The organism is Pseudomonas sp. TH49 (assembly GCF_016650625.1).
Classification (GTDB): domain Bacteria; phylum Pseudomonadota; class Gammaproteobacteria; order Pseudomonadales; family Pseudomonadaceae; genus Aquipseudomonas; species Aquipseudomonas fluorescens_H.
In genome coordinates this window covers 3,110,934-3,130,378 of sequence record NZ_JAEKFL010000001.1, presented here as the reverse complement: position 1 = coordinate 3,130,378, position 19,445 = coordinate 3,110,934, and the positions used below count along the sequence as shown (strand labels likewise).

General features: G+C 61.3%; 14 protein-coding genes and 1 pseudogene. 11 read left to right on the top strand and 4 right to left on the bottom strand.

The annotated features are described in order from the left end of the window. Positions 1–2 precede the first annotated feature (2 nt). A complete protein-coding gene (locus JFU48_RS14165; RefSeq protein ID WP_201136764.1) occupies positions 3–962 on the bottom strand; it encodes a glucokinase in 960 nt (319 codons plus the stop codon). Next, positions 959–2,785, bottom strand: a complete 1,827-nt coding sequence (gene edd, locus JFU48_RS14160) for a phosphogluconate dehydratase (RefSeq protein ID WP_201136763.1) — start codon at positions 2,783–2,785, stop codon at positions 959–961. The genes JFU48_RS14165 and edd overlap by 4 nt, the downstream gene beginning before the upstream one ends. 220 nt (positions 2,786–3,005) lie before the next feature. Between edd and gap the strand changes: the two genes are divergently transcribed. The 9 genes and pseudogenes from gap (at position 3,006) to JFU48_RS14120 (ending at position 13,846) form a co-directional block, all read left to right on the top strand. Then, on the top strand, positions 3,006–4,007 hold the full coding sequence (gene gap, locus JFU48_RS14155) for a type I glyceraldehyde-3-phosphate dehydrogenase (protein WP_003227465.1): 1,002 nt from the start codon (positions 3,006–3,008) through the stop codon (positions 4,005–4,007). Positions 4,008–4,198: 191 nt separating this feature from the next. Further along, complete coding sequence (locus JFU48_RS14150) at positions 4,199–4,717, top strand: RNA polymerase sigma factor (protein WP_041068631.1); 519 nt, start codon at positions 4,199–4,201, stop codon at positions 4,715–4,717. Positions 4,718–4,838: 121 nt separating this feature from the next. Next, positions 4,839–5,804, top strand: a complete 966-nt coding sequence (locus JFU48_RS14145; RefSeq protein WP_103486268.1) for a FecR family protein — start codon at positions 4,839–4,841, stop codon at positions 5,802–5,804. A 122-nt stretch (positions 5,805–5,926) separates the two neighbouring features. Next, positions 5,927–8,512 (top strand): TonB-dependent receptor, encoded by a 2,586-nt coding sequence (locus tag JFU48_RS14140; RefSeq protein ID WP_201136762.1) that lies wholly within the window; start codon positions 5,927–5,929, stop codon positions 8,510–8,512. Between the two features lie 111 nt (positions 8,513–8,623). Further along, positions 8,624–9,220: a biliverdin-producing heme oxygenase gene (locus JFU48_RS14135; protein WP_103521244.1), complete on the top strand. Its 597-nt coding sequence runs from the start codon at positions 8,624–8,626 to the stop codon at positions 9,218–9,220. A gap of 164 nt (positions 9,221–9,384) precedes the next feature. Next, positions 9,385–9,816: a YbaN family protein gene (locus JFU48_RS14130; RefSeq protein ID WP_201136761.1), complete on the top strand. Its 432-nt coding sequence runs from the start codon at positions 9,385–9,387 to the stop codon at positions 9,814–9,816. Positions 9,817–10,094: 278 nt separating this feature from the next. Further along, positions 10,095–11,450 (top strand): annotated as a pseudogene (locus JFU48_RS30565) (PDC sensor domain-containing protein); the annotation flags it as partial. Between the two features lie 102 nt (positions 11,451–11,552). Next, positions 11,553–12,308, top strand: coding sequence for a methyl-accepting chemotaxis protein (locus JFU48_RS30560; protein ID WP_400507418.1), 756 nt, complete (start codon positions 11,553–11,555; stop codon positions 12,306–12,308). A gap of 191 nt (positions 12,309–12,499) precedes the next feature. Continuing rightward, positions 12,500–13,846 (top strand): CoA transferase, encoded by a 1,347-nt coding sequence (locus JFU48_RS14120; protein ID WP_201136759.1) that lies wholly within the window; start codon positions 12,500–12,502, stop codon positions 13,844–13,846. Positions 13,847–13,957: 111 nt separating this feature from the next. Here JFU48_RS14120 and JFU48_RS14115 read toward each other — a convergent pair whose 3' ends face one another. Next, positions 13,958–14,821, bottom strand: coding sequence for an AlkA N-terminal domain-containing protein (locus tag JFU48_RS14115; RefSeq protein WP_201136758.1), 864 nt, complete (start codon positions 14,819–14,821; stop codon positions 13,958–13,960). After that, positions 14,818–16,245, bottom strand: coding sequence for an arginine-ornithine antiporter (gene arcD, locus JFU48_RS14110; RefSeq protein ID WP_103521430.1), 1,428 nt, complete (start codon positions 16,243–16,245; stop codon positions 14,818–14,820). The genes JFU48_RS14115 and arcD (JFU48_RS14110) overlap by 4 nt, the downstream gene beginning before the upstream one ends. Before the next feature lie 423 nt (positions 16,246–16,668). On the opposite strand from arcD (JFU48_RS14110), the gene arcD (JFU48_RS14105) reads away from it, so the two are divergent. Both arcD (JFU48_RS14105) and arcA read left to right on the top strand, forming a co-directional pair. Continuing rightward, positions 16,669–18,096 (top strand): arginine-ornithine antiporter, encoded by a 1,428-nt coding sequence (arcD, locus tag JFU48_RS14105; protein WP_103521429.1) that lies wholly within the window; start codon positions 16,669–16,671, stop codon positions 18,094–18,096. A 33-nt stretch (positions 18,097–18,129) separates the two neighbouring features. Beyond that, complete coding sequence (gene arcA / locus JFU48_RS14100) at positions 18,130–19,386, top strand: arginine deiminase (protein ID WP_201136757.1); 1,257 nt, start codon at positions 18,130–18,132, stop codon at positions 19,384–19,386. Positions 19,387–19,445: the final 59 nt, after the last annotated feature.

Sequence of the window (19,445 nt, the reverse complement as noted above, 5' to 3'; positions counted from 1 at the left end):
TTTCAGGCAGGGATTGCTTGCTCCAGTGCCACACCGGCACCCACCAGCCCGGAATACGGCGCCGTCACCAGCCACACCGGGATGCCCTTGAAGTAATCGCTCATGCAGCCCTTGTCGGCGAAGCTGCGGGCGAAACCGCTGTTGACGAAGAAGTCGGCAAAGCGCGGAATCACCCCGCCTACGATGAACACGCCGCCACGACCACCGGTGGTCAGCACGTTGTTGCCCGCCACACGGCCGAGCCAGCAGCAGAACTGCTCCAGCACTTCCAGGGCAATCGGGTCACCGGCCAGACCGGCTGCGGTGATTGCTTCCGGCGTATCAAGCTTCGGTTCATGTCCGTCCACTGCGCAGATCGCACGGTAGACTCGCGGCAAACCGCCGCCGCTCAGTGCGGTCTCAGCGCTGACATGACCGATCTCGTTGTGGATGTGCTGCCACAGCTGGGTTTCACGCGGGCTGCTCAGCGGCAGGTCAACATGACCGCCCTCCCCCGGCAACGCGGCAAACCGCCCTTCGCCCAGATCGAGCAAGGTGCCCACGCCCAGGCCAGTGCCTGGACCGATCACCACCGCTGGGCGCAACGGCTCCGGCGTGCCTTCGCAGACCACGCGGAATTCGCCGGGCTGCAAACGGGTCATGCCCAGCGCCATCGCCGAGAAGTCGTTGATCAGCAGCAGTTGTTCGACCTGCAAGGTTTTGCAGAATGCCGTGCGGCTCAGGCGCCAGTGGTTGTTGGTGAACTTGAATTCATCACCACTCACCGGCCCTGCCACCGACAGGCACACCGAACCGATCGAACCCGGCGCCAGACCGAGGCCGCTCAGGTAGAGGCTGATCGCCTCTTCCGGGCTGGCGTGGTCGGCTGTCGCCAGCACCTGAACCGATTCCAGTTGCTGGTTTTTCCACAACGCGAACCGCGCGTTGGTGCCTCCGATATCACCGACCAAAGCCAGTTTCAATTAAGCGTCTCCAGGGCAGAAGTGAAGGCGCTGGCGCCCTGCTCCGCCGAGCTGAAGGCCAAACGCATGAAGCCAAACAGTTCGCGACCGCTGCCGATGTTGTTGCCCAACAGGCCTTTGGCAGGTTCACGCGCTGCAAATTCGGCGGCGTCGACCTTGAGTTCCAAAGTGCCTTTGACGCCATCGACGCGGATGATATCGCCCTCTTGCACCCGCGCCAAAGCACCACCGACATAAGCTTCGGGGCTGACGTGAATCGCCGCCGGGATTTTCCCCGACGCGCCGGACATGCGCCCGTCGGTGACCAGCGCGACTTTGAAGCCGCGATCCTGCAGCACGCCGAGGAACGGCGTCATCTTGTGCAGTTCCGGCATGCCGTTGGAGCGCGGGCCCTGGAAGCGCATGACCGCGACAAAATCCTTCTCCAGCAGACCGGCCTTGAACGCATCGGCCAAGTCCTGCTGATCCTGGAACACCATGGCCGGTGCTTCGACGATCTGGTTTTCCAACGCCACGGCGGAGACTTTCATCACCCCGCGACCAAGGTTGCCTTCCATCACCCGCAGACCGCCCTCCGGCGAGAATGCACGGGCAACCGGGCGCAGGATGCTTTCGTCGAGGCTTTCGATCGGGCCTTCGCGCCACACCAACTCACCGTTATCGAGGAACGGCTCTTTGGTGTAGCGGCTCAGACCGTGGCCGAGCACGGTGTTGACGTCTTCGTGCAGCAGGCCCGCCTCAAGCAGCTCACGGATCAGGAACGACATACCGCCAGCGGCCTGGAAGTGGTTGATGTCGGCCTTGCCGTTCGGGTAGACGTGGCTCAGGGTCGGCACGACTTCGGAGAGGTCGGCCATGTCCTGCCAGGTCAGCTGGATGCCAGCGGCCATGGCGATGGCCGGCATGTGCAGGGTGTGGTTGGTCGAGCCGCCGGTGGCGTGCAGCGCGACGATCGAGTTGACCAGCGCCTTCTCGTCGACGATTTCGCCGATCGGCATGAAGTTGCCGTTCTGTTTGGTCAGACGCGTGACCTGATGCGCTGCTTCGCGGGTCAGGGCATCACGCAGCGGTGTGTTCGGGTTGACGAACGACGCGCCCGGCAAGTGCAGGCCCATGACTTCCATCAGCAACTGGTTGGTGTTGGCGGTGCCATAGAACGTGCAGGTGCCCGGGCTGTGGTAGGACTTCATCTCCGATTCCAGCAGCTCTTCGCGGGTTGCCTTGCCTTCGGCGTACTTCTGCCGCACGTCGGCTTTTTCCTTGTTGGAAATCCCCGAGACCATCGGCCCGCCCGGAACGAAAATCGTCGGCAGATGGCCGAAACGCAGGGAGCCCATCATCAGGCCCGGCACAATCTTGTCGCAGATGCCGAGCATCAGCGCGCCGTCGAACATGTTGTGCGACAGCGCCACCGCCGTGGACATGGCGATCACTTCGCGGCTCGGCAGGCTCAGCTCCATGCCCGGCTCGCCCTGGGTCACGCCATCGCACATCGCTGGCGTACCGCCGGCGAACTGGCCGACCGAACCGATTTCGCGCAAGGCGTTTTTGATCTGCTGGGGAAAGACTTCGTACGGCTGGTGCGCCGAGAGCATGTCGTTATACGAAGAAACGATGGCGATGTTCGCCGAGTTCATCATCCGCAAGCTGTGCTTGTCTTCGCTGCCACACCCGGCCACGCCGTGGGCGAAGTTGGCGCATTGCAGCTTGCCGCGCATCGGCCCGTCAGTCGCGGCGCCGCGAATCAGTGCAAGGTAAGCCTGACGCGTGGCGCGGCTGCGGGCGATAAGCCGTTCGGTGACCTCAAGAACGCGGGGATGCATGTGTAGAACTCCAGGCTAACGGATGTGGCGACCTGATTGTCTATGCTGATCAAACGCCGTTGTTGTTGGAATGACAGACGGTTTTTTTGACCATTCGGACCAGTTGATTCAGGTCACTCGTTGTAGATAAAACAAAATATTGCCACTAAAAAGGCTTGTTTTCTATTTTTATGCGAATAATCTTGTAATTCCAACAACAAAACGACGGCGGCGCTGTTCAATGACTCTTCGAATCGCAATCAATGGTTTTGGCCGCATCGGCCGTAATGTCCTGCGCGCACTGTATACCCAAGGCTATCGACAGGATTTGCAGATCGTCGCCATCAATGATCTGGGCGACAGCTCGATCAATGCCCATCTGCTCAAATACGACACCGTTCACGGCACATTCGACGCCGAAGTGGCCCATGACAATGAGAGCCTGACGGTCAATGGCGACCGTATTTCGGTCAGCGCGATTCGCAACCCGGCCGACCTGCCGTGGGCCGCGGAAAAAATTGATGTGGTGTTCGAATGCACCGGTCTGTTCACCGACCGCGCCAAAGCGGCTGCGCATCTTACTGCCGGCGCACGCAAAGTCATCATCTCGGCCCCGGCCAAGGGCGCCGACGCCACCGTGGTTTACGGCGTCAACCACGACATTCTGCGCCAGTCGCACCAGATCATCTCCAACGCTTCGTGCACCACCAACTGCCTGGCGCCGGTGGCGCAGGTGCTGCACCGCGAGCTGGGGATTGAAAGCGGTCTGATGACCACCATTCACGCCTACACCAACGACCAGAACCTGACCGACGTCTACCACACCGACCCGTACCGCGCGCGTTCGGCCACGCAGAACATGATCCCGAGCAAGACCGGCGCCGCCGAAGCGGTAGGCCTGGTGCTGCCGGAACTGGCGGGCAAACTGACCGGCATGGCCGTGCGGGTGCCGGTGATCAATGTGTCGCTGGTGGACCTGACGGTGCAGTTGAAGAAGGAAGCCACGGCCGAGGAAGTCAACGCACTGATGAAGGCTGCCAGCCAACACTCGAAAATTCTCGGTTACAACACGTTGCCGCTGGTTTCCAGCGACTTCAACCACAACCCGTTGTCGTCGATCTTCGACGCCAACCACACCAAAGTCAGCGGCAAACTGCTGAAGGTGCTGGCGTGGTACGACAACGAGTGGGGCTTCTCCAACCGCATGCTGGATAACTGCCTGGCGCTCTGCAACGCGGAGTAATCCCCTTCCCCCATGTGGGAGCGGGCTTGCTCGCGAAGGCGTCGTGTCAGGCAATTGATGTATCGACTGACCCACCGCATTCGCGAGCAAGCCCGCTCCCACAGGTTTTTGATTTCAGTCTGAAATCAACACTTGACCACTCGACTGGATGATAAGCATTATCATTCGCTCGAAATGGATCAGGTTCCCCCGTGAGTCAATCGCGCTTCAATCATGTCTTTCTCTCTCAGCGCACATCCCTGCTGCGCACGATCGAGCGCATGGTCAACAACCACAGCACCGCCGAAGACCTGTTGCAGGAAACCTACCTGCGCGTCACGCGGGCGTTGAGCGAGCGCGCCATCGATCACCTTGAACCCTTCGTGTTTCAGACCGCGCGCAATCTGGCGCTGGATCACCTGCGTGCGCGCAAGATCCATTCGCGGACCATGGTCGATGACGTGCCGCAGGACGTGGTGCACAGCGTCGCCGCCCCCGCCAGCAGCGCCGAAGACGCCGCCCACGCCGAACAATTGCTGGAGCGCCTGAACGTGAGCCTCAGTCAACTCAGCCCGCGTCAGCAGCAGATTTTCATCCTCAGCCGCCTGCACGGGCACAGCTACCAGGAAATCGCCGACGAGCTGAATGTGTCCCTCAGCACCGTGCAGAAGGAACTCAAGCTGATCATGTCGATCTGCATCGGTGTCGCCGAGCGCTTGAATGGCGCCTGAGGTTGCAGGCGATTTCAGTCAGCAGCTTCGACTGCACTGATCATCGGGCTTTGTTACCCTTGCCCGACTTTTACGCTTCACTAAAAAAACAGCCGTGCACAGACACTGCCGAGGACACACCGTGACGGACACCCACCGCCCGCCTTCGCCTGCAACGGCGCAGGACGCCGCCCGTGCAATGGACCAGGCTCTGGACTGGCTCATCGTGCTCGGCAGTGCGGACGAAGAGCAGACCCGGCAATTTCACGCATGGCTGGCGGCCGATCCGTTGAATGCCGAGGCATTCGCCAAGGCTCAGGCGATCTGGGACGGGCCGCAAGTGGTGCAGTGTGCGCAGAGTCTCGCGGCGAAGCCGGCGAAAGTCACGTTGCTCAAACGTCTGCGTCCGCACTGGAAACCGTTGGCGACGGCTGCGGTGCTGGTGCTCGGTCTGTTCAGTTTCAGCAACCTGCCGATGCGCCTTCAGGCCGATCATCTGACCGTGGTCGGCGAGCGTCAGCGCCTGCAACTGGAGGACGGTTCCAAGGTGCTGCTCAACACCAACTCGGCATTCTCCAGCACCATCAATGAGCGCCAGCGCGTGGCGCGACTGTATCAGGGTGAAGCGTTTTTCGAGGTGGCTGCCAACCGTGCTCAACCGCTGGAAATCGATGCCGGCCCGGTGCAGGCCAGCGTGCGCGACACCGCGTTCGCCGTGCGCTATCTGGACGGCGTGGCGCAGGTCAATGTGCAACGCGGCGATGTCGATCTGCGCGCCACGCACAACGATGCGCGAGTGCGTTTGAGCGCAGGCGAAAGCATCCGCATCGGCCCCAACGGTTTCGATCGTCCGGGCAAGCTCGATGCCGCGACCGACCTGGCCTGGGTCCAGGGCCGACTGGTGTTCGAGAACTGCCCGTTGAATCAGGTGCTGGCCGAACTGCGCCGCTACTACCCGGGCTGGATCATCAACACCAACGAACAGTTGGCCGACGTCAACGTCACCGGCAACTACCGCCTCGACCAGCCGCTGGACGTGGTGCGCTCCCTCGCCCACATCACCTCGGCGCGCCTGCAGGAATTCCCCGCGCTGGTGATCCTGAACTAAATGAGAATTATTTTTACTCGATAGCGAAAGCCCGTTCGTCTCGTTATAGCCAATGCAATTGATTCGCATCTTCGGAGGCGGATCAGCACCTATAAAGATTCGTGCGACACGGAGCGCTATCGATGTCCTCTCGCCTTACCCGCCAGACTGCTTCCCCTTCCCGCGTATTGTCGTTGCTGACGGCCGCCATTCTCATGGCCGGCACTGCACCGCTGATGGCTGCCACCGAACAACCGGCGCGCAACATGGGTGATTATTCGTTCTCGATCGGCCAGCAACCGCTGGTGTCGGCGCTCAATGCCTTCACCACTGTCACCGGTTGGCAGGTCGGCTTGCCGGCAGAATTGGGTCAGGGCGTATCGTCGCCGGGTGTGCGCGGTTCGCTGCCGCCGGAAAAAGCCCTGGAGCGCCTGTTGGTGGGGACCAACCTGAGCTTCCGCAAGCTGAGCAACAACAACGTGGTGCTGGAGAAGCGCAGCACCAGCGGCGCACTCAATCTGGATCAGGTGACCATCAGCGCCACCCGCCAGGAACAATCGGTCAGCAGCGTGCCGGCCACCGTCACCGTGCAGACCCGCCAGGATCTGGATCGCAACAACGTCAACACCATCAAGGATCTGGTGCGCTACGAGCCGGGCGTGTCGGTCGGCGGCGCCGGCCAGCGTGGCGGTATCAGCGGCTACAACATCCGTGGCATCGACGGCGACCGCATCCTGACGCAGGTTGACGGCGTCGAAGTGCCGGACGGTTTCTTCAATGGCCCGTACGCCAAGACCCAGCGCAATTACGTCGACCCGGAAATCGTCAAACGCGTGGAAATCCTCCGTGGCCCGGCCTCGGTGCTGTACGGCAGCAACGCCATCGGCGGCGCCGTCAGCTACTACACCCTCGACCCGGACGACATCATCAAGCCCGGCAAAGACGTCGGCGCTCGCCTCAAAACCGGTTACAGCTCCGCCGATGAGAGCTGGCTGAAATCCGCCACCGTCGCCGGCCGTGCCGAGCAGTTCGACGGCTTGCTGCACTTCAGCCAGCGCGACGGTCACGAAACCGACTCCTACGGCAGCAACAACGGCACTGGCCTTGAGCGCACTGCCGCCAACCCGGAAGACGTCAAAGCCACCAACGTGCTGGCGAAGATCGGCTGGAACTACAACGAAGGTTCGCGCCTGGGCCTGACCTACGAGAAATTCAAGGACGATCGCGACACCGATCAGAAAAGCGCCTACGGCGGCCCGTACTTCAATGGCGCGCCGACCATTCCCAACAGTGTGCTGCCCGGCGGCATGTACCAGTGGCGTACCGGCAACGACACCATCACCCGCGAGCGTTTCGGCCTGGAGCACAGCTTCGCCCTCGACAGCCTGCTGGCCGATAACGTGAAGTGGAGCCTCAATCACCAGATCGCCAAGACCGACCAGAGCACCGAAGAGTTCTACTACCCGATGACCCGTAAAGTGCTGCGCACCCGCGACACGGTCTACGAGGAAAAACAGTGGGTGTTCGATGCGCAACTGGACAAGGCGTTTGCCATCGGTGACACCGATCACGTGCTGACCTACGGCACCACGATCAAACAACAGAAAGTCACCGGTTCGCGCAGCGGCGACGGCAAGTGCCTGGCGGTCGGTCGTGGCTGCACCGCCATCGGCGCCACCAGCGCGGCGGATGTGCTGAAAAAATCCAGCGACTTCCCGGACCCGACCATCAACACCTACAGCCTGTTCGCCCAGGATCAGATCAGCTGGAACAAGTGGACCTTCCTGCCGGGCCTGCGCTACGACTACACCCAGCTCAAGCCGCACATCACTCAGGAATTCCTCAACACCGTGGCCGCCGATGGCAACGGCACGGTCAGCGACGAGAACAAGACCTGGCACAAAGTCTCGCCCAAGTTCGGCCTGACCTACGCCCTGACCGACAATTACACCTGGTACGGCCAATACGCCGAAGGGTTCCGCACGCCGACCGCAAAAGCGCTGTACGGGCGCTTCGAAAACAGCACCACCGGCTACAACGTGGCGCCGAACCCGAACCTGGAACCGGAAAAAAGCAAAAGCTATGAAACCGGTCTGCGCGGCAACTTCGAGCAAGGCTCGTTCGACGTGGCGGTGTTCTATAACAAGTACCGCGATTTCATCAACGAAGACGCCGTCACCCCCGGCTACGACGAGCTGACCTTCCAGTCGAGCAACATCAAGCACGCGACCATCAAGGGCGCCGAAGTCAAAGGTCGTCTGAACCTCGATGCGTTCGGTGCGCCGCAAGGCCTCTACACCCAGGGCTCGATCGCTTACGCCTACGGTCGCAACAACGACAACGGCGAACCGCTCAACAGCGTCAATCCGCTGACCGGCGTGTTCGGCCTGGGTTACGACCAGGACAACTACGGCGGCCTGCTGAGCTGGACCGTGGTGAAGAAAAAGGATCGCGTCGACGACAGCAACTTCAAGTCGCCGGATGGCGTCAGCAGCCAGTTCAAGACCCCGGGCTTCGGCATTCTCGATCTGGCCGGCTACTACAAAGTCACCGACGACGTCACCGTCAGCGGCGGCATCTACAACCTGACCGACAAGAAGTACTGGCTGTGGGATGACGTGCGCGGTTACGACAGCGTCGGCGAAGCCTCTGTAACGCAACCGGCCAACCTCGATCGTCTGACCCAACCGGGCCGCAACTTCGCGATCAATCTGGTCTGGGACATCTGATCCGGACGGCCCTGCGACGCGCATTGTTCAGCGCATCGCAGGGCTTTTTTTACGGTTTGGCACCTGCCCGTTCGTCTCGTTATCAAGCGCCTCTTTTATCAAGGACACCCCATGACCACATCGGAAAAAGCCCTGCGTTCACAACGCCTGAACCAGATCACCCACGAGCCGCACAGCAAGCTCGACGCCCTGGTCAAGGCCCACGCGCCGTTCGAGACCCGCGCCAACTTCGCGCGTTTCGTGGTCGCGCAGTACCTGTTCCAGTCGGAGCTGGTAGACCTGTACAACGACGCCGAACTGGCTGCCATCGTCCCGGATCTGCCAGCCCGATGCCGCGCCGAAGCGGCCAAGGCTGACCTGGCGGATCTGGACACCGACATCCCGGCACCGGTGGCCGGTGCGCTGAAAAACCCGAGCAAGGCTCGCGCCCTCGGCTGGATCTTCGTCTCCGAAGGTTCGAAGCTCGGCGCCGCGTTCCTGATCAAACGCGCGGTGGCGCTGGACCTCAGCGAAACCTTCGGCGCCCGTCACCTGGGCGAGCCGGAAGGGGGTCGTGCCGAAGGCTGGAAAAGCTTCGTGCGCACCCTCGACTCGCTGCAGTTCACTGCCGAGGAAGAAGCCGAAGTCGAGCAAGGCGCGATCGACGCGTTCAACCGCTTCACCGTGCTGCTGGAACAGGCTTACGCGACCGAAGCCGAACCGGCCTGATACACCGCAAATTCCCCTTGTAGGAGCGGGCTTGCTCGCGAATGCGCTGTGTCAGTCACCTGATATGTCACTGACACACCGCATTCGCGAGCAAGCCCGCTCCCACATGGGAACAGCGCTAGCCTGTAGAATCCCCCGTTTCGCCTCACAGCAATCCCGAGCCCATGCCGCAACCCGCCTCGTCAAAACTCGCCCGCCTGCTGTTCGGCCTGCTGGCCTATGTCAGCCTCGGCATTGGCCTGATCGCCATCGTCGTGCCCGGCCTGCCGACCACCGAGTTCATCCTGCTCGCCGCCTGGGCCGCGACTCGCAGCTCGCCGCGCCTGAGTGCCTGGCTGGAAAACCATCGGCTGTTCGGGCCGATCCTGAGCAACTGGCGCAACGGCAAGATCATCGCGCGCAAGGCCAAGGTCAGCGCCACCGTCAGCATGCTGCTGTGCGCGACGCTGATGCTGGTGATGCTCGATCACGGCTGGCCGGTGTATCTGGCGATTGCCGGGATGAGTCTGGGCAATCTGTGGATCTGGTCACGCCCGGAAGCCCTCCCGCCCCCGCCTGACCGCCCGCTATTTTTGGCAAATGAGCTTTTGTGGTGAGGGGATTCATCCCCGATTGGCTGCGCAGCAGCCACTAATCAGGCTCCGCAGAGTTTCAGTTAAAAATGGTGGTCAGGTTTTGGGCCTGCTGCGCAGTCCATCGGGGATGAATCCCCTCACCACAAAGCCTCATCACCCGCAGCACTCCGGCGTTCATCAGGCTGAAACTTCCCTGTAATTAATCGCCTTTTCAGGACAATCCCCTGCGCAAACGTTTAGCGCTGACCGTTCGTCGGCAAGCGCCTCATGCGCCCTCGCTGCGCGCCGATGAGCAATGCATGGCGCTGAATGGATTTGGCGAACCGGGTAGTTCATCCCGTGGCCACCTGCTCATTCATTCACGAGATCGCCCCATGTTCGACTCTCTCTCCATTCGCCTGAAAATCGTCCTGCTCTCCGGTCTGTGCCTGCTCGGTGTGGTTGCGCTGATCGTCGGCATAAACATTTACCAGACCAACCAGAACGACGAAGTGGTCAGCGACTCCAGCAGCAAGATGCTCACCGCGAGTGTGCAGAACCTGTTGCAGGCCAAGGCGGCCGAGCAGGCGGTGCGAGTACAGAAGACCTTTGGCGAAAGCCTGACGGTGATCACCGCCCTGGCCGACCAGATCAAGGACATGCGCGTGATGGCCGCCAAGCGTTCGCTGGAGGCCGGGGCCCTGCGTGAAGAGTTGAATCAGAGCCTGAAAACCGCGTTCGAGCGCAACGACAAGGTGCTCGGCATCTGGCTCGCTTTCGAACCCAACGGCCTCGATGGCAAGGACAGCGAATTCGTCAACGATGCGGCGCGCCAGTCCAACGAAGCCGGGCGTTTTGCGACCTACTGGAGCCGCGCCGCCGGCTCGGCGCTGAACACGATCATGGTCGAAGAAGACATGACCAAGACCACCCTCAGCGTCAGCGGCACGCCATATAACAGCTGGTACACCTGCCCTCGCGACAACAAGCGTACCTGCCTGCTCGACCCGTATGCCGACACCGTGGGCAACAAGGAAATGTTGATGACCACCATTTCCGTGCCGTTGATCGTCGACGGCAAGGCCATCGGCGTGGTCGGCGTCGACATCGCCCTCGACGCCCTGCAAGCGGCGGCGCTCGACTCGCAGCGCGACCTGTTCAACGGCGCCGGGCACATGCTGATCGTCTCCGGCAGCGGCGTGCTCGGTGCGGACAGTTCCGATGCGAAGAAAGTCGGCAAACAAATCAGCGAAACGCTCGGTGCCGAAGGCAAGGATGTCCTGCAACTGGTCAGCAGCGGCACGCCGAAAATTCTCGAACAGGGCGACCTGATTCGCGCCGTGTACCCGGTCGATCCGATTGGTAACTCGCGGGCCTGGGGCGTGGTCATCGACCTGCCGAAACAGGTGCTGCTGGCCGATTCGGTCAAGCTGCAAGCGGTGCTCGACGATGCGCAGAAAACCGGGGTGATCACCGCGTTGCTGGTGGCGGTAGTCGCCGGTCTGATTGGCCTGCTGCTGATCTGGCTCACCGCGTCGGGCGTAACCCGGCCGATCAACAGCGTTGCTGAAATGCTGAAGAACATCGCCAGCGGTGAAGGCGACCTGACCCAGCGCTTGAACTACAGCAAGAAAGATGAACTGGGCGAACTGGTGAACTGGTTCAACCGCTTCCTCGACAAGCTGCAACCGACCATCGCCCAGATCAAACAGAGCATCACCGAAGCGCGTGGCACTGCTGATCAGTCTTCGGAAATCGCCCGCCAGACCAGCGAAGGCATGCAGGTGCAGTTCCGCGAAATCGATCAGGTCGCCACCGCGTCCAACGAAATGAGCGCCACCGCGCATGACGTCGCCAACAGCGCGTCGAACGCGGCCAACGCCGCCAAGGGCGCCGACCAGTCGGCCAAGGACGGCATGTCGATCATCGAGCGCAGCACCCGCGACATCAATCAACTGGCCGATGAAGTCAGCAAAGCGGTAACCGAAGTCGAAGCACTGGCGGTCAACAGCGAGCAGATCGGTTCGGTGCTGGAAGTCATCCGCAGCATCGCCGAACAGACCAACCTGCTGGCGCTCAACGCCGCCATCGAAGCCGCCCGCGCCGGGGAAAGCGGTCGTGGTTTCGCGGTGGTAGCCGATGAAGTGCGCAACCTCGCCAAGCGCACTCAGGATTCGGTGGAAGAAATCCGCATCGTCATCGAACGCATCCAGACCGGCACCCGCGGCGTGGTCGCGACCATGCATTCGAGCCAGACCCAGGCGCACAACAACGCCGGGCAGATCCGTCAGGCGGTGGATGCGCTGGGCAAGATCAGCGATGCGGTCACGGTGATCAGCGACATGAACCTGCAGATCGCCAGCGCCGCCGAACAGCAGAGCGCCGTGGCCGAAGAGGTCAACCGCAACGTCTCGGCGATTCGTACCGTGACTGAGACGCTGACCGAACAGGCCACTGAATCGGCGGCGATCAGCAGTCAGTTGAATGCGTTGGCCAGTCAACAGATGAAATTGATGGATCAGTTCCGCGTCTGAAATCCACCACAGTCCCCTTGTGGGAGCGGGCTTGCTCGCGAATAGGGTGTGTCAGTCACTTTAGATGTTGCTGATACACCGCATTCGCGAGCAAGCCCGCTCCCACAGGGTTAAGTGTTCGTCGTTCGGTTGTTTAATCTGACTCGATGATCTTTTGCACTATCATCGCCCTCTCTCCCGGAGGGCCTTCGATGACTGATTTACTCACGTCCATTCAAGCCGCACTCGGCTTGCCCCACACGCCGATTCCGTACACTGACCGTGGCGCCCTGCCCTCGGCGTTCGCCGTCACCGATCTGGCCTGCGCGAGCATCGCCGCTGCCGGTCAGGCCGTCAGCGAACTGCTCCGGCAACGGACCGGGCACTTGCCCGCCGTGGAAGTAGACCGGCGTCTGGCCTCGTTCTGGTTCGCTTCTTCCATCCGCCCCATGGGCTGGGAGTTACCGCCGCTGTGGGACCCGATCGCCGGCGACTACGCGACCCGCGACGGCTGGATCCGCCTGCACACCAACGCCCCGCATCACCGCACCGCTGCCGAAAGCGTGCTCGGGGCCTGCGCCGATCGTGCAGCGATGGCGGCAAAAGTCGCGCAATGGAGCGGCGCCGATCTGGAGCAAGCGATAGTCGACGCCAAGGGCTGCGCCGCCGAAATGCGCAGCTGGGCGCAGTGGCAGCAACACCCGCAGGGGCTGGCAGTAAATGCTGAGCCGCTGGTGCATTTCAGTGCCGATCACCAACAGATCGCGCAACCCTGGGCAGGCTCAGTCGCGCAACCATTGGCCGGGCTCAAAGTGCTGGACCTGACCCGCGTGCTCGCTGGCCCCACCGCAAGCCGTTTTCTCGCCGGCCTCGGCGCCAATGTGCTGCGCATCGACCCGCCGAGCTGGAACGAGCCGGGCGTGGTGCCGGAAGTCACCCTGGGCAAACGTTGTGCGCGACTGGATCTGCAGCAACCGGCCGATCGTGCATTGTTCGAAAACCTGTTGAAAGACGCCGACATCCTCCTGCACGGCTACCGCGCCGATGCCCTGGAACATCTCGGCTTCGGCGCCGAACGCCGCCGACAACTGGCGCCGGGGCTGATCGACGTCAGCCTCAACGCCTATGGCTGGAGCGGCCCGTGGCACAACCGGCGCGGCTTCGACAGCCTGGTGCAGATGAGCAGCGGCATCGCCGAAGCCGGGCAGCGCTGGAAACAGGCTGACAAACCGACGCCGTTGCCGGTGCAGGCGCTGGATCACGGGACCGGGTATTTGATGGCGGCGAGTGCGATCCGACTTTTGACCGAACGTTTAAGGACCGGTCAGGGTGGCTCTGCGCGCCTGTCGCTGGCGCGTACGGCCAAGCTGTTGATCGAACAGGGGCCGGGGTCGAGCGATCCGTTACGCGCCGAAGATGAGCAGGATCAAAGCCTGTCGCTGGAACAGACACCGTGGGGGCCGGCGCACCGCTTGCTGGCACCGCTGAAGATCAGCGGGACCCCGCTGCAATGGGCATTGCCGGCCACCGAATTGGGTTCACATCGCCCGCAATGGTGATGACCATTCGGGCCCTTTCGCGAGCAAGCCCGCTCCCACAGGTGAAATGTGTTCCCCTGTGGGAGCGGGCTTGCCCGCGAAGACGGCTGCACCGACAACACTGGTTCAGGCTCAATCCGCCCGACTCAAAGACGTCCACAACACCTGCGCCGCATACCCCCGAAAGGGTCGCCAGACTTCAGCACGATCAGCCAATTCCCGCGCTGTCGGCCGCACACCTTCCAGCACTTCCAGCGCCCGCAGCAACCCGACATCGCCATGAGGAAAGCCATCCATATCGCGCAACTGCCGCAGTGCGATGTACTGCGCCGTCCACTCGCCAATTCCGTGCAACGCCAACAGCCGCGCCACCCCGCCCTCGCGTCCCGGCGCGAACAACAGCGGATCATCGAGCAGCGCCTGCGCCACACCCGATAACGTTCGCCCGCGACTTTTCGGCATGCCCAGCGCCGCCAGATCTGCCGTCGCCAACACACTCGCCTGAGGGAAAACATGACTCAAAACCGGCAGCGCCGAGCGTAACGGCGCACCATATTGCGCCACAAGTTTGCCCGCCAGGCGAATCGCTGCCACCACGGTAATCTGCTGGCCGAGCACCGCGCGAAACGCCAGCTCCAGACCGTCCCACGCCCCCGGTACCCGCAGCCCCGGGCGCTCGGCGATCAATCGTGCCAGCAATGGATCTTTCGCCAGATGCCCTTGCATCACTGCCAGATCTGCGTCCAGATCAAACAGCCGGCGCAACCTTGCAACAATCTGCGGCAGCAGCGCCGGATCAGGAAAATCCAGTTCGACCTCCAGCGCATCGCCCGTGCCAGGCCAAACCGAAACCGTGCCATGCACACCGTTCAAACCGATGCTGCGCGAATACACACCATCAGCCACGGTCTCCATCCCGACCACCGCCCGCGCTGCAAGAAAACCGAGCATAGCCTCCCAGTCATACGGCGGCTGATACGCAAGCCTCAACCTCACAACGCTAACAATCCGCTGTACAAGCCATAGGCCGCCAGCCCCGCGCCAATCACCACACAAGTAAAAATGCCCTTCTCGACATGAGTGAACAGCGGCTCGCCCTGCTCCTGCTTGGCCTTGGCAAACAGCACCACCCCCGGTGCATACAGCAGCGCCGACAGCAGCAGGTATTTCACCCCGCCGGCATACAACAGCCACACCGCGTAGCACAGGGCGATGCCGCCAATCAGCAAGTCCTTGGTGCGTTCGGCCGAAGCATGTTCGTAGGTTTCGCCGCGCCCGCTGAGCAACACCGCATACGCCGCCGACCACAGATACGGCACCAGAATCATCGACGAAGCGAGGTAGATCAGGCTGGTGTAGGTGCCGGCAGAAAACAGTGTGATCAGCAGGAATAGCTGAATCATCACGTTGGTCAGCCACAACGCATTGACCGGCACATGGTTGGCGTTTTCCTTTTTCAGGAACGCCGGCATGGTCTTGTCCCGGGCCGTGGCGAAGAGGATTTCGGCGCAGAGCAGCGCCCATGACAGCAATGCGCCGAGCAGCGACACCGCCAGACCGAGGCTGATCAGCAGCGCGCCCCACGGCCCGACGATGTGTTCCAGCACCGCCGCCAGCGACGGGTTTTGCAACCTGGCCAATTCGGGCTGGCTCATGATCCCCAGCGACAGCACGTTGACCAGCACCAGCAGCGCCAGCACTCCGAGGAAACCGATCACCGTGGCGCGCCCGACATCGGTGCGTTTCTCCGCCCGCGCCGAATAGACGCTGGCGCCCTCGATGCCGATGAACACGAACACCGTCACCAGCATCATGTTGCGCACCTGATCCATCACCCCGCCAAAGCTCGGGTTGCTGCGGCCCCAGATGTCGCGGGTGAAGATATCGGCCTTGAACGCCACCGCCGCGATGACGATGAACATGATCAGCGGCACGATCTTGGCGACCGTGGTCACCTGATTGATGAACGCCGCCTCCTTGATCCCGCGCATCACCAGAAAATGCACGGCCCACAACAGCACCGACGCACAGCCGATGGCAACCGGCGTATTGCCTTGGCCGAATACCGGAAAGAAGTAACCGAGCGTGCTGAACAGCAACACGAAATAGCCGACGTTGCCCAGCCAGGCGCTGATCCAGTAACCCCACGCCGACGAAAACCCCATGTAATCGCCAAACCCGGCCTTGGCGTAGGCATAGACCCCGGAATCCAGCTCGGGCTTGCGGTTGGCCAGGGTCTGGAACACGAACGCCAGGGTCAGCATGCCGATAGCCGTGATGCCCCAGCCGATCAGGATCGCTCCGGCATCGGCGCGGGCGGCCATGTTCTGCGGCAAGGAAAAAATCCCGCCACCAATCATCGAACCCACCACCAGGGCGATCAACGCACCCAGTCGCAGCTTTTGCGTCGGTTGCGACATTCTTGTCTCCCTTAATTCATTTGTAACAACTATTAACTAAACGCCTAATACCACACGACGTTTATCAGGTAATACCGAGAAATACCCAGTTATATATAGCGACTGAAGCTAACGCCTAACACGCTAAGACAGTTTTGTGCGCGAATCCTAATAAATCAATTCTGTACTGAAAACAGATGGCGAAAATTTGCCAAAAGCTGAAAAAGAACTAGCGTGTTAATTCGAAAGTAATAAGAGCAATTCCCAACCACATCAGGCAAAAGCCTCTAGGACGGGCTTTCCAGGCGATAGCGTTATGCCTCCAGTTGTTTCATAAGTCATTCATTAACAATGGAATGTGGCCATGCACTGATCTATGTCAGCTGATTGAACAGACAACAGATCTACGCTGTGAACTCTTCTCTCCTGCAATGGAGTCATGCAATGTCTGAAGCTCCCGGAAAACTACGACTAGGTGCACTGGTTGCCTTGGTAGTCGGTTCAATGATCGGTGGCGGGATATTCTCCTTGCCACAAAACATGGCCGCCAGCGCCGACGTCGGCGCGGTACTGATTGGTTGGGCCATCACCGCTGTCGGCATGCTCACCCTCGCTTTTGTCTTTCAAACCCTCGCCAATCGCAAGCCTGATCTGGACGGCGGTGTCTACGCCTACGCCAAGGCCGGTTTCGGCGACTACATGGGTTTCTCGTCCGCCTGGGGTTACTGGATCAGTGCCTGGCTGGGCAACGTCGGTTACTTCGTTCTGCTGTTCAGCACCCTCGGGTATTTCTTTCCAATTTTCGGCGAAGGCAACACGGTTGCCGCCGTCATTGGCGCCTCGGTGCTGCTGTGGGCCGTGCACTTTCTGGTGCTGCGCGGGATCAAGGAGGCGGCGTTCATCAACCTGGTGACCACGGTCGCCAAGGTCGTGCCGTTGCTGCTGTTCGTCCTGATCGCGATCTTCGCCTTCAAACTGGACATCTTCACCGCCGACATCTGGGGTGTGAAAAACCCGGATCTGGGCAGCGTGATGAACCAGGTGCGCAACATGATGCTGGTCACCGTGTGGGTGTTCATCGGCATCGAGGGTGCGAGCATTTTCTCGGCGCGGGCGGAAAAACGCTCCGACGTCGGCAAGGCCACCGTCATCGGTTTCATCACCGTGCTGCTGTTCCTGGTGCTGGTCAACGTGCTGTCGCTGGGCATCATGACCCAGCCGGAACTGGCCAAACTGCAGAACCCGTCGATGGCCGCCGTGCTTGAGCACGTGGTCGGTCATTGGGGCGCGGTGCTGATCAGCGTCGGTCTGATCATCTCGCTGCTGGGCGCACTGCTGTCGTGGGTGCTGCTGTGTGCGGAAATCATGTTCGCCGCCGCCAAAGACCACACCATGCCGGAGTTCCTGCGCAAGGAAAACGCAAACCACGTACCGGTCAACGCCCTGTGGCTGACCAACGCGATGGTGCAGATTTTCCTGATCATCACCCTGTTTTCGGCCAGCACTTACCTGTCGCTGATCTACCTCGCCACCTCGATGATTCTGGTGCCGTATCTGTGGTCGGCGGCCTATGCCCTGCTGCTGGCGGTGCGCGGCGAAACCTACGAAGGCTTCGCAGCCGAGCGGCGCAAGGATCTGATCATCGGCGGCATCGCGCTGATCTACGCGGTGTGGCTGCTGTATGCCGGCGGGGTCAAGTATCTGCTGCTCTCGGCCCTGCTCTACGCACCCGGCGCAATCCTGTTCGCCAAGGCCAAGCTCGAACTCAAACAAGCTGTTTTCACCAACGTCGAGAAGCTGATTTTCGCCGCGGTGGTCATTGGTGCCCTGGTGGCAGCCTACGGCCTCTACGACGGCTTCCTGACTCTGTAACACCTGATTGATTGGTTATCTGGAGGATCTGAAATGACCACGGAAAAAGTTAAGTACGGCGTCCATTCCGAAGCCGGCAAACTGCGCAAAGTCATGGTTTGCTCCCCAGGTCTGGCCCACCAGCGCCTGACCCCGAACAACTGCGATGAACTGCTGTTCGATGACGTGTTGTGGGTGGCCCAGGCCAAACGCGACCACTTCGACTTCGTGACCAAGATGCGTGAACGCGGGATCGACGTGCTGGAAATGCACAACCTGCTGACCGATATCGTCGCCAACCCCGAAGCGCTGGACTGGATTCTTGATCGCAAGGTCACCGCCGACTCGGTAGGCCTGGGCCTGATCAGCGAAGTGAAGTCCTGGCTGAAAAGCCTTGAGCCACGGCACATCGCCGAATTCCTGATTGGCGGCGTGTCCGCCGAGGATCTGCCGGACAGCTTCGGTGGCAAGACTATCCAGATGTTCCGCGACTTCCTCGGCCACTCAAGCTTTATCCTGCCGCCGCTGCCGAACACCCAGTTCACCCGCGACACCACCTGCTGGATCTACGGTGGCGTGACGCTGAACCCGATGTACTGGCCGGCACGTCGCCAGGAAACCCTGCTGGCCACCGCCATCTACAAATTCCACCCGCAGTTCACCAACGCCGATTTCGAGATCTGGTACGGCGACCCGGACAAGGATCACGGCAGCTCGACCCTCGAGGGCGGCGACGTGATGCCAATCGGCAACGGCGTGGTGTTGATCGGCATGGGCGAGCGCTCTTCTCGCCAGGCCATCGGCCAACTGGCGCTGAACCTGTTCAAGAACAAAGCGGTGGAAAAAGTCATCGTCGCCGGCCTGCCGAAGTCCCGTGCAGCGATGCACCTGGACACCGTGTTCAGCTTCTGCGACCGCGACCTGGTGACGATTTTCCCGGAAGTGGTCAACCAGATCGTCGCGTTCACCCTGCGGCCTGACGAAAGCAAACAGGGCGGCATCGACATTCGCCGCGAAGAAACCAACTTCCTCGACACCGTGGCCAAAGCCCTCAACCTGCCGAAACTGCGCGTGGTGGAAACCGGCGGCAACAGCTTCGCCGCCGAACGCGAGCAATGGGACGACGGCAACAACGTGGTGGCCGTGGAACCGGGCGTGGTCATCGGCTACGACCGCAACACCTACACCAACACCCTGCTGCGCAAAGCCGGCGTCGAGGTCATCACCATCAGCGCCGGCGAGCTCGGCCGTGGCCGTGGCGGCGGCCACTGCATGACCTGCCCGATCATCCGCGACCCAATCGATTACTAAACCTCTGAGCCCTGGCCGCGACTTACAAAGCGCGGCCAGGGGGATAACCGACACCGAAG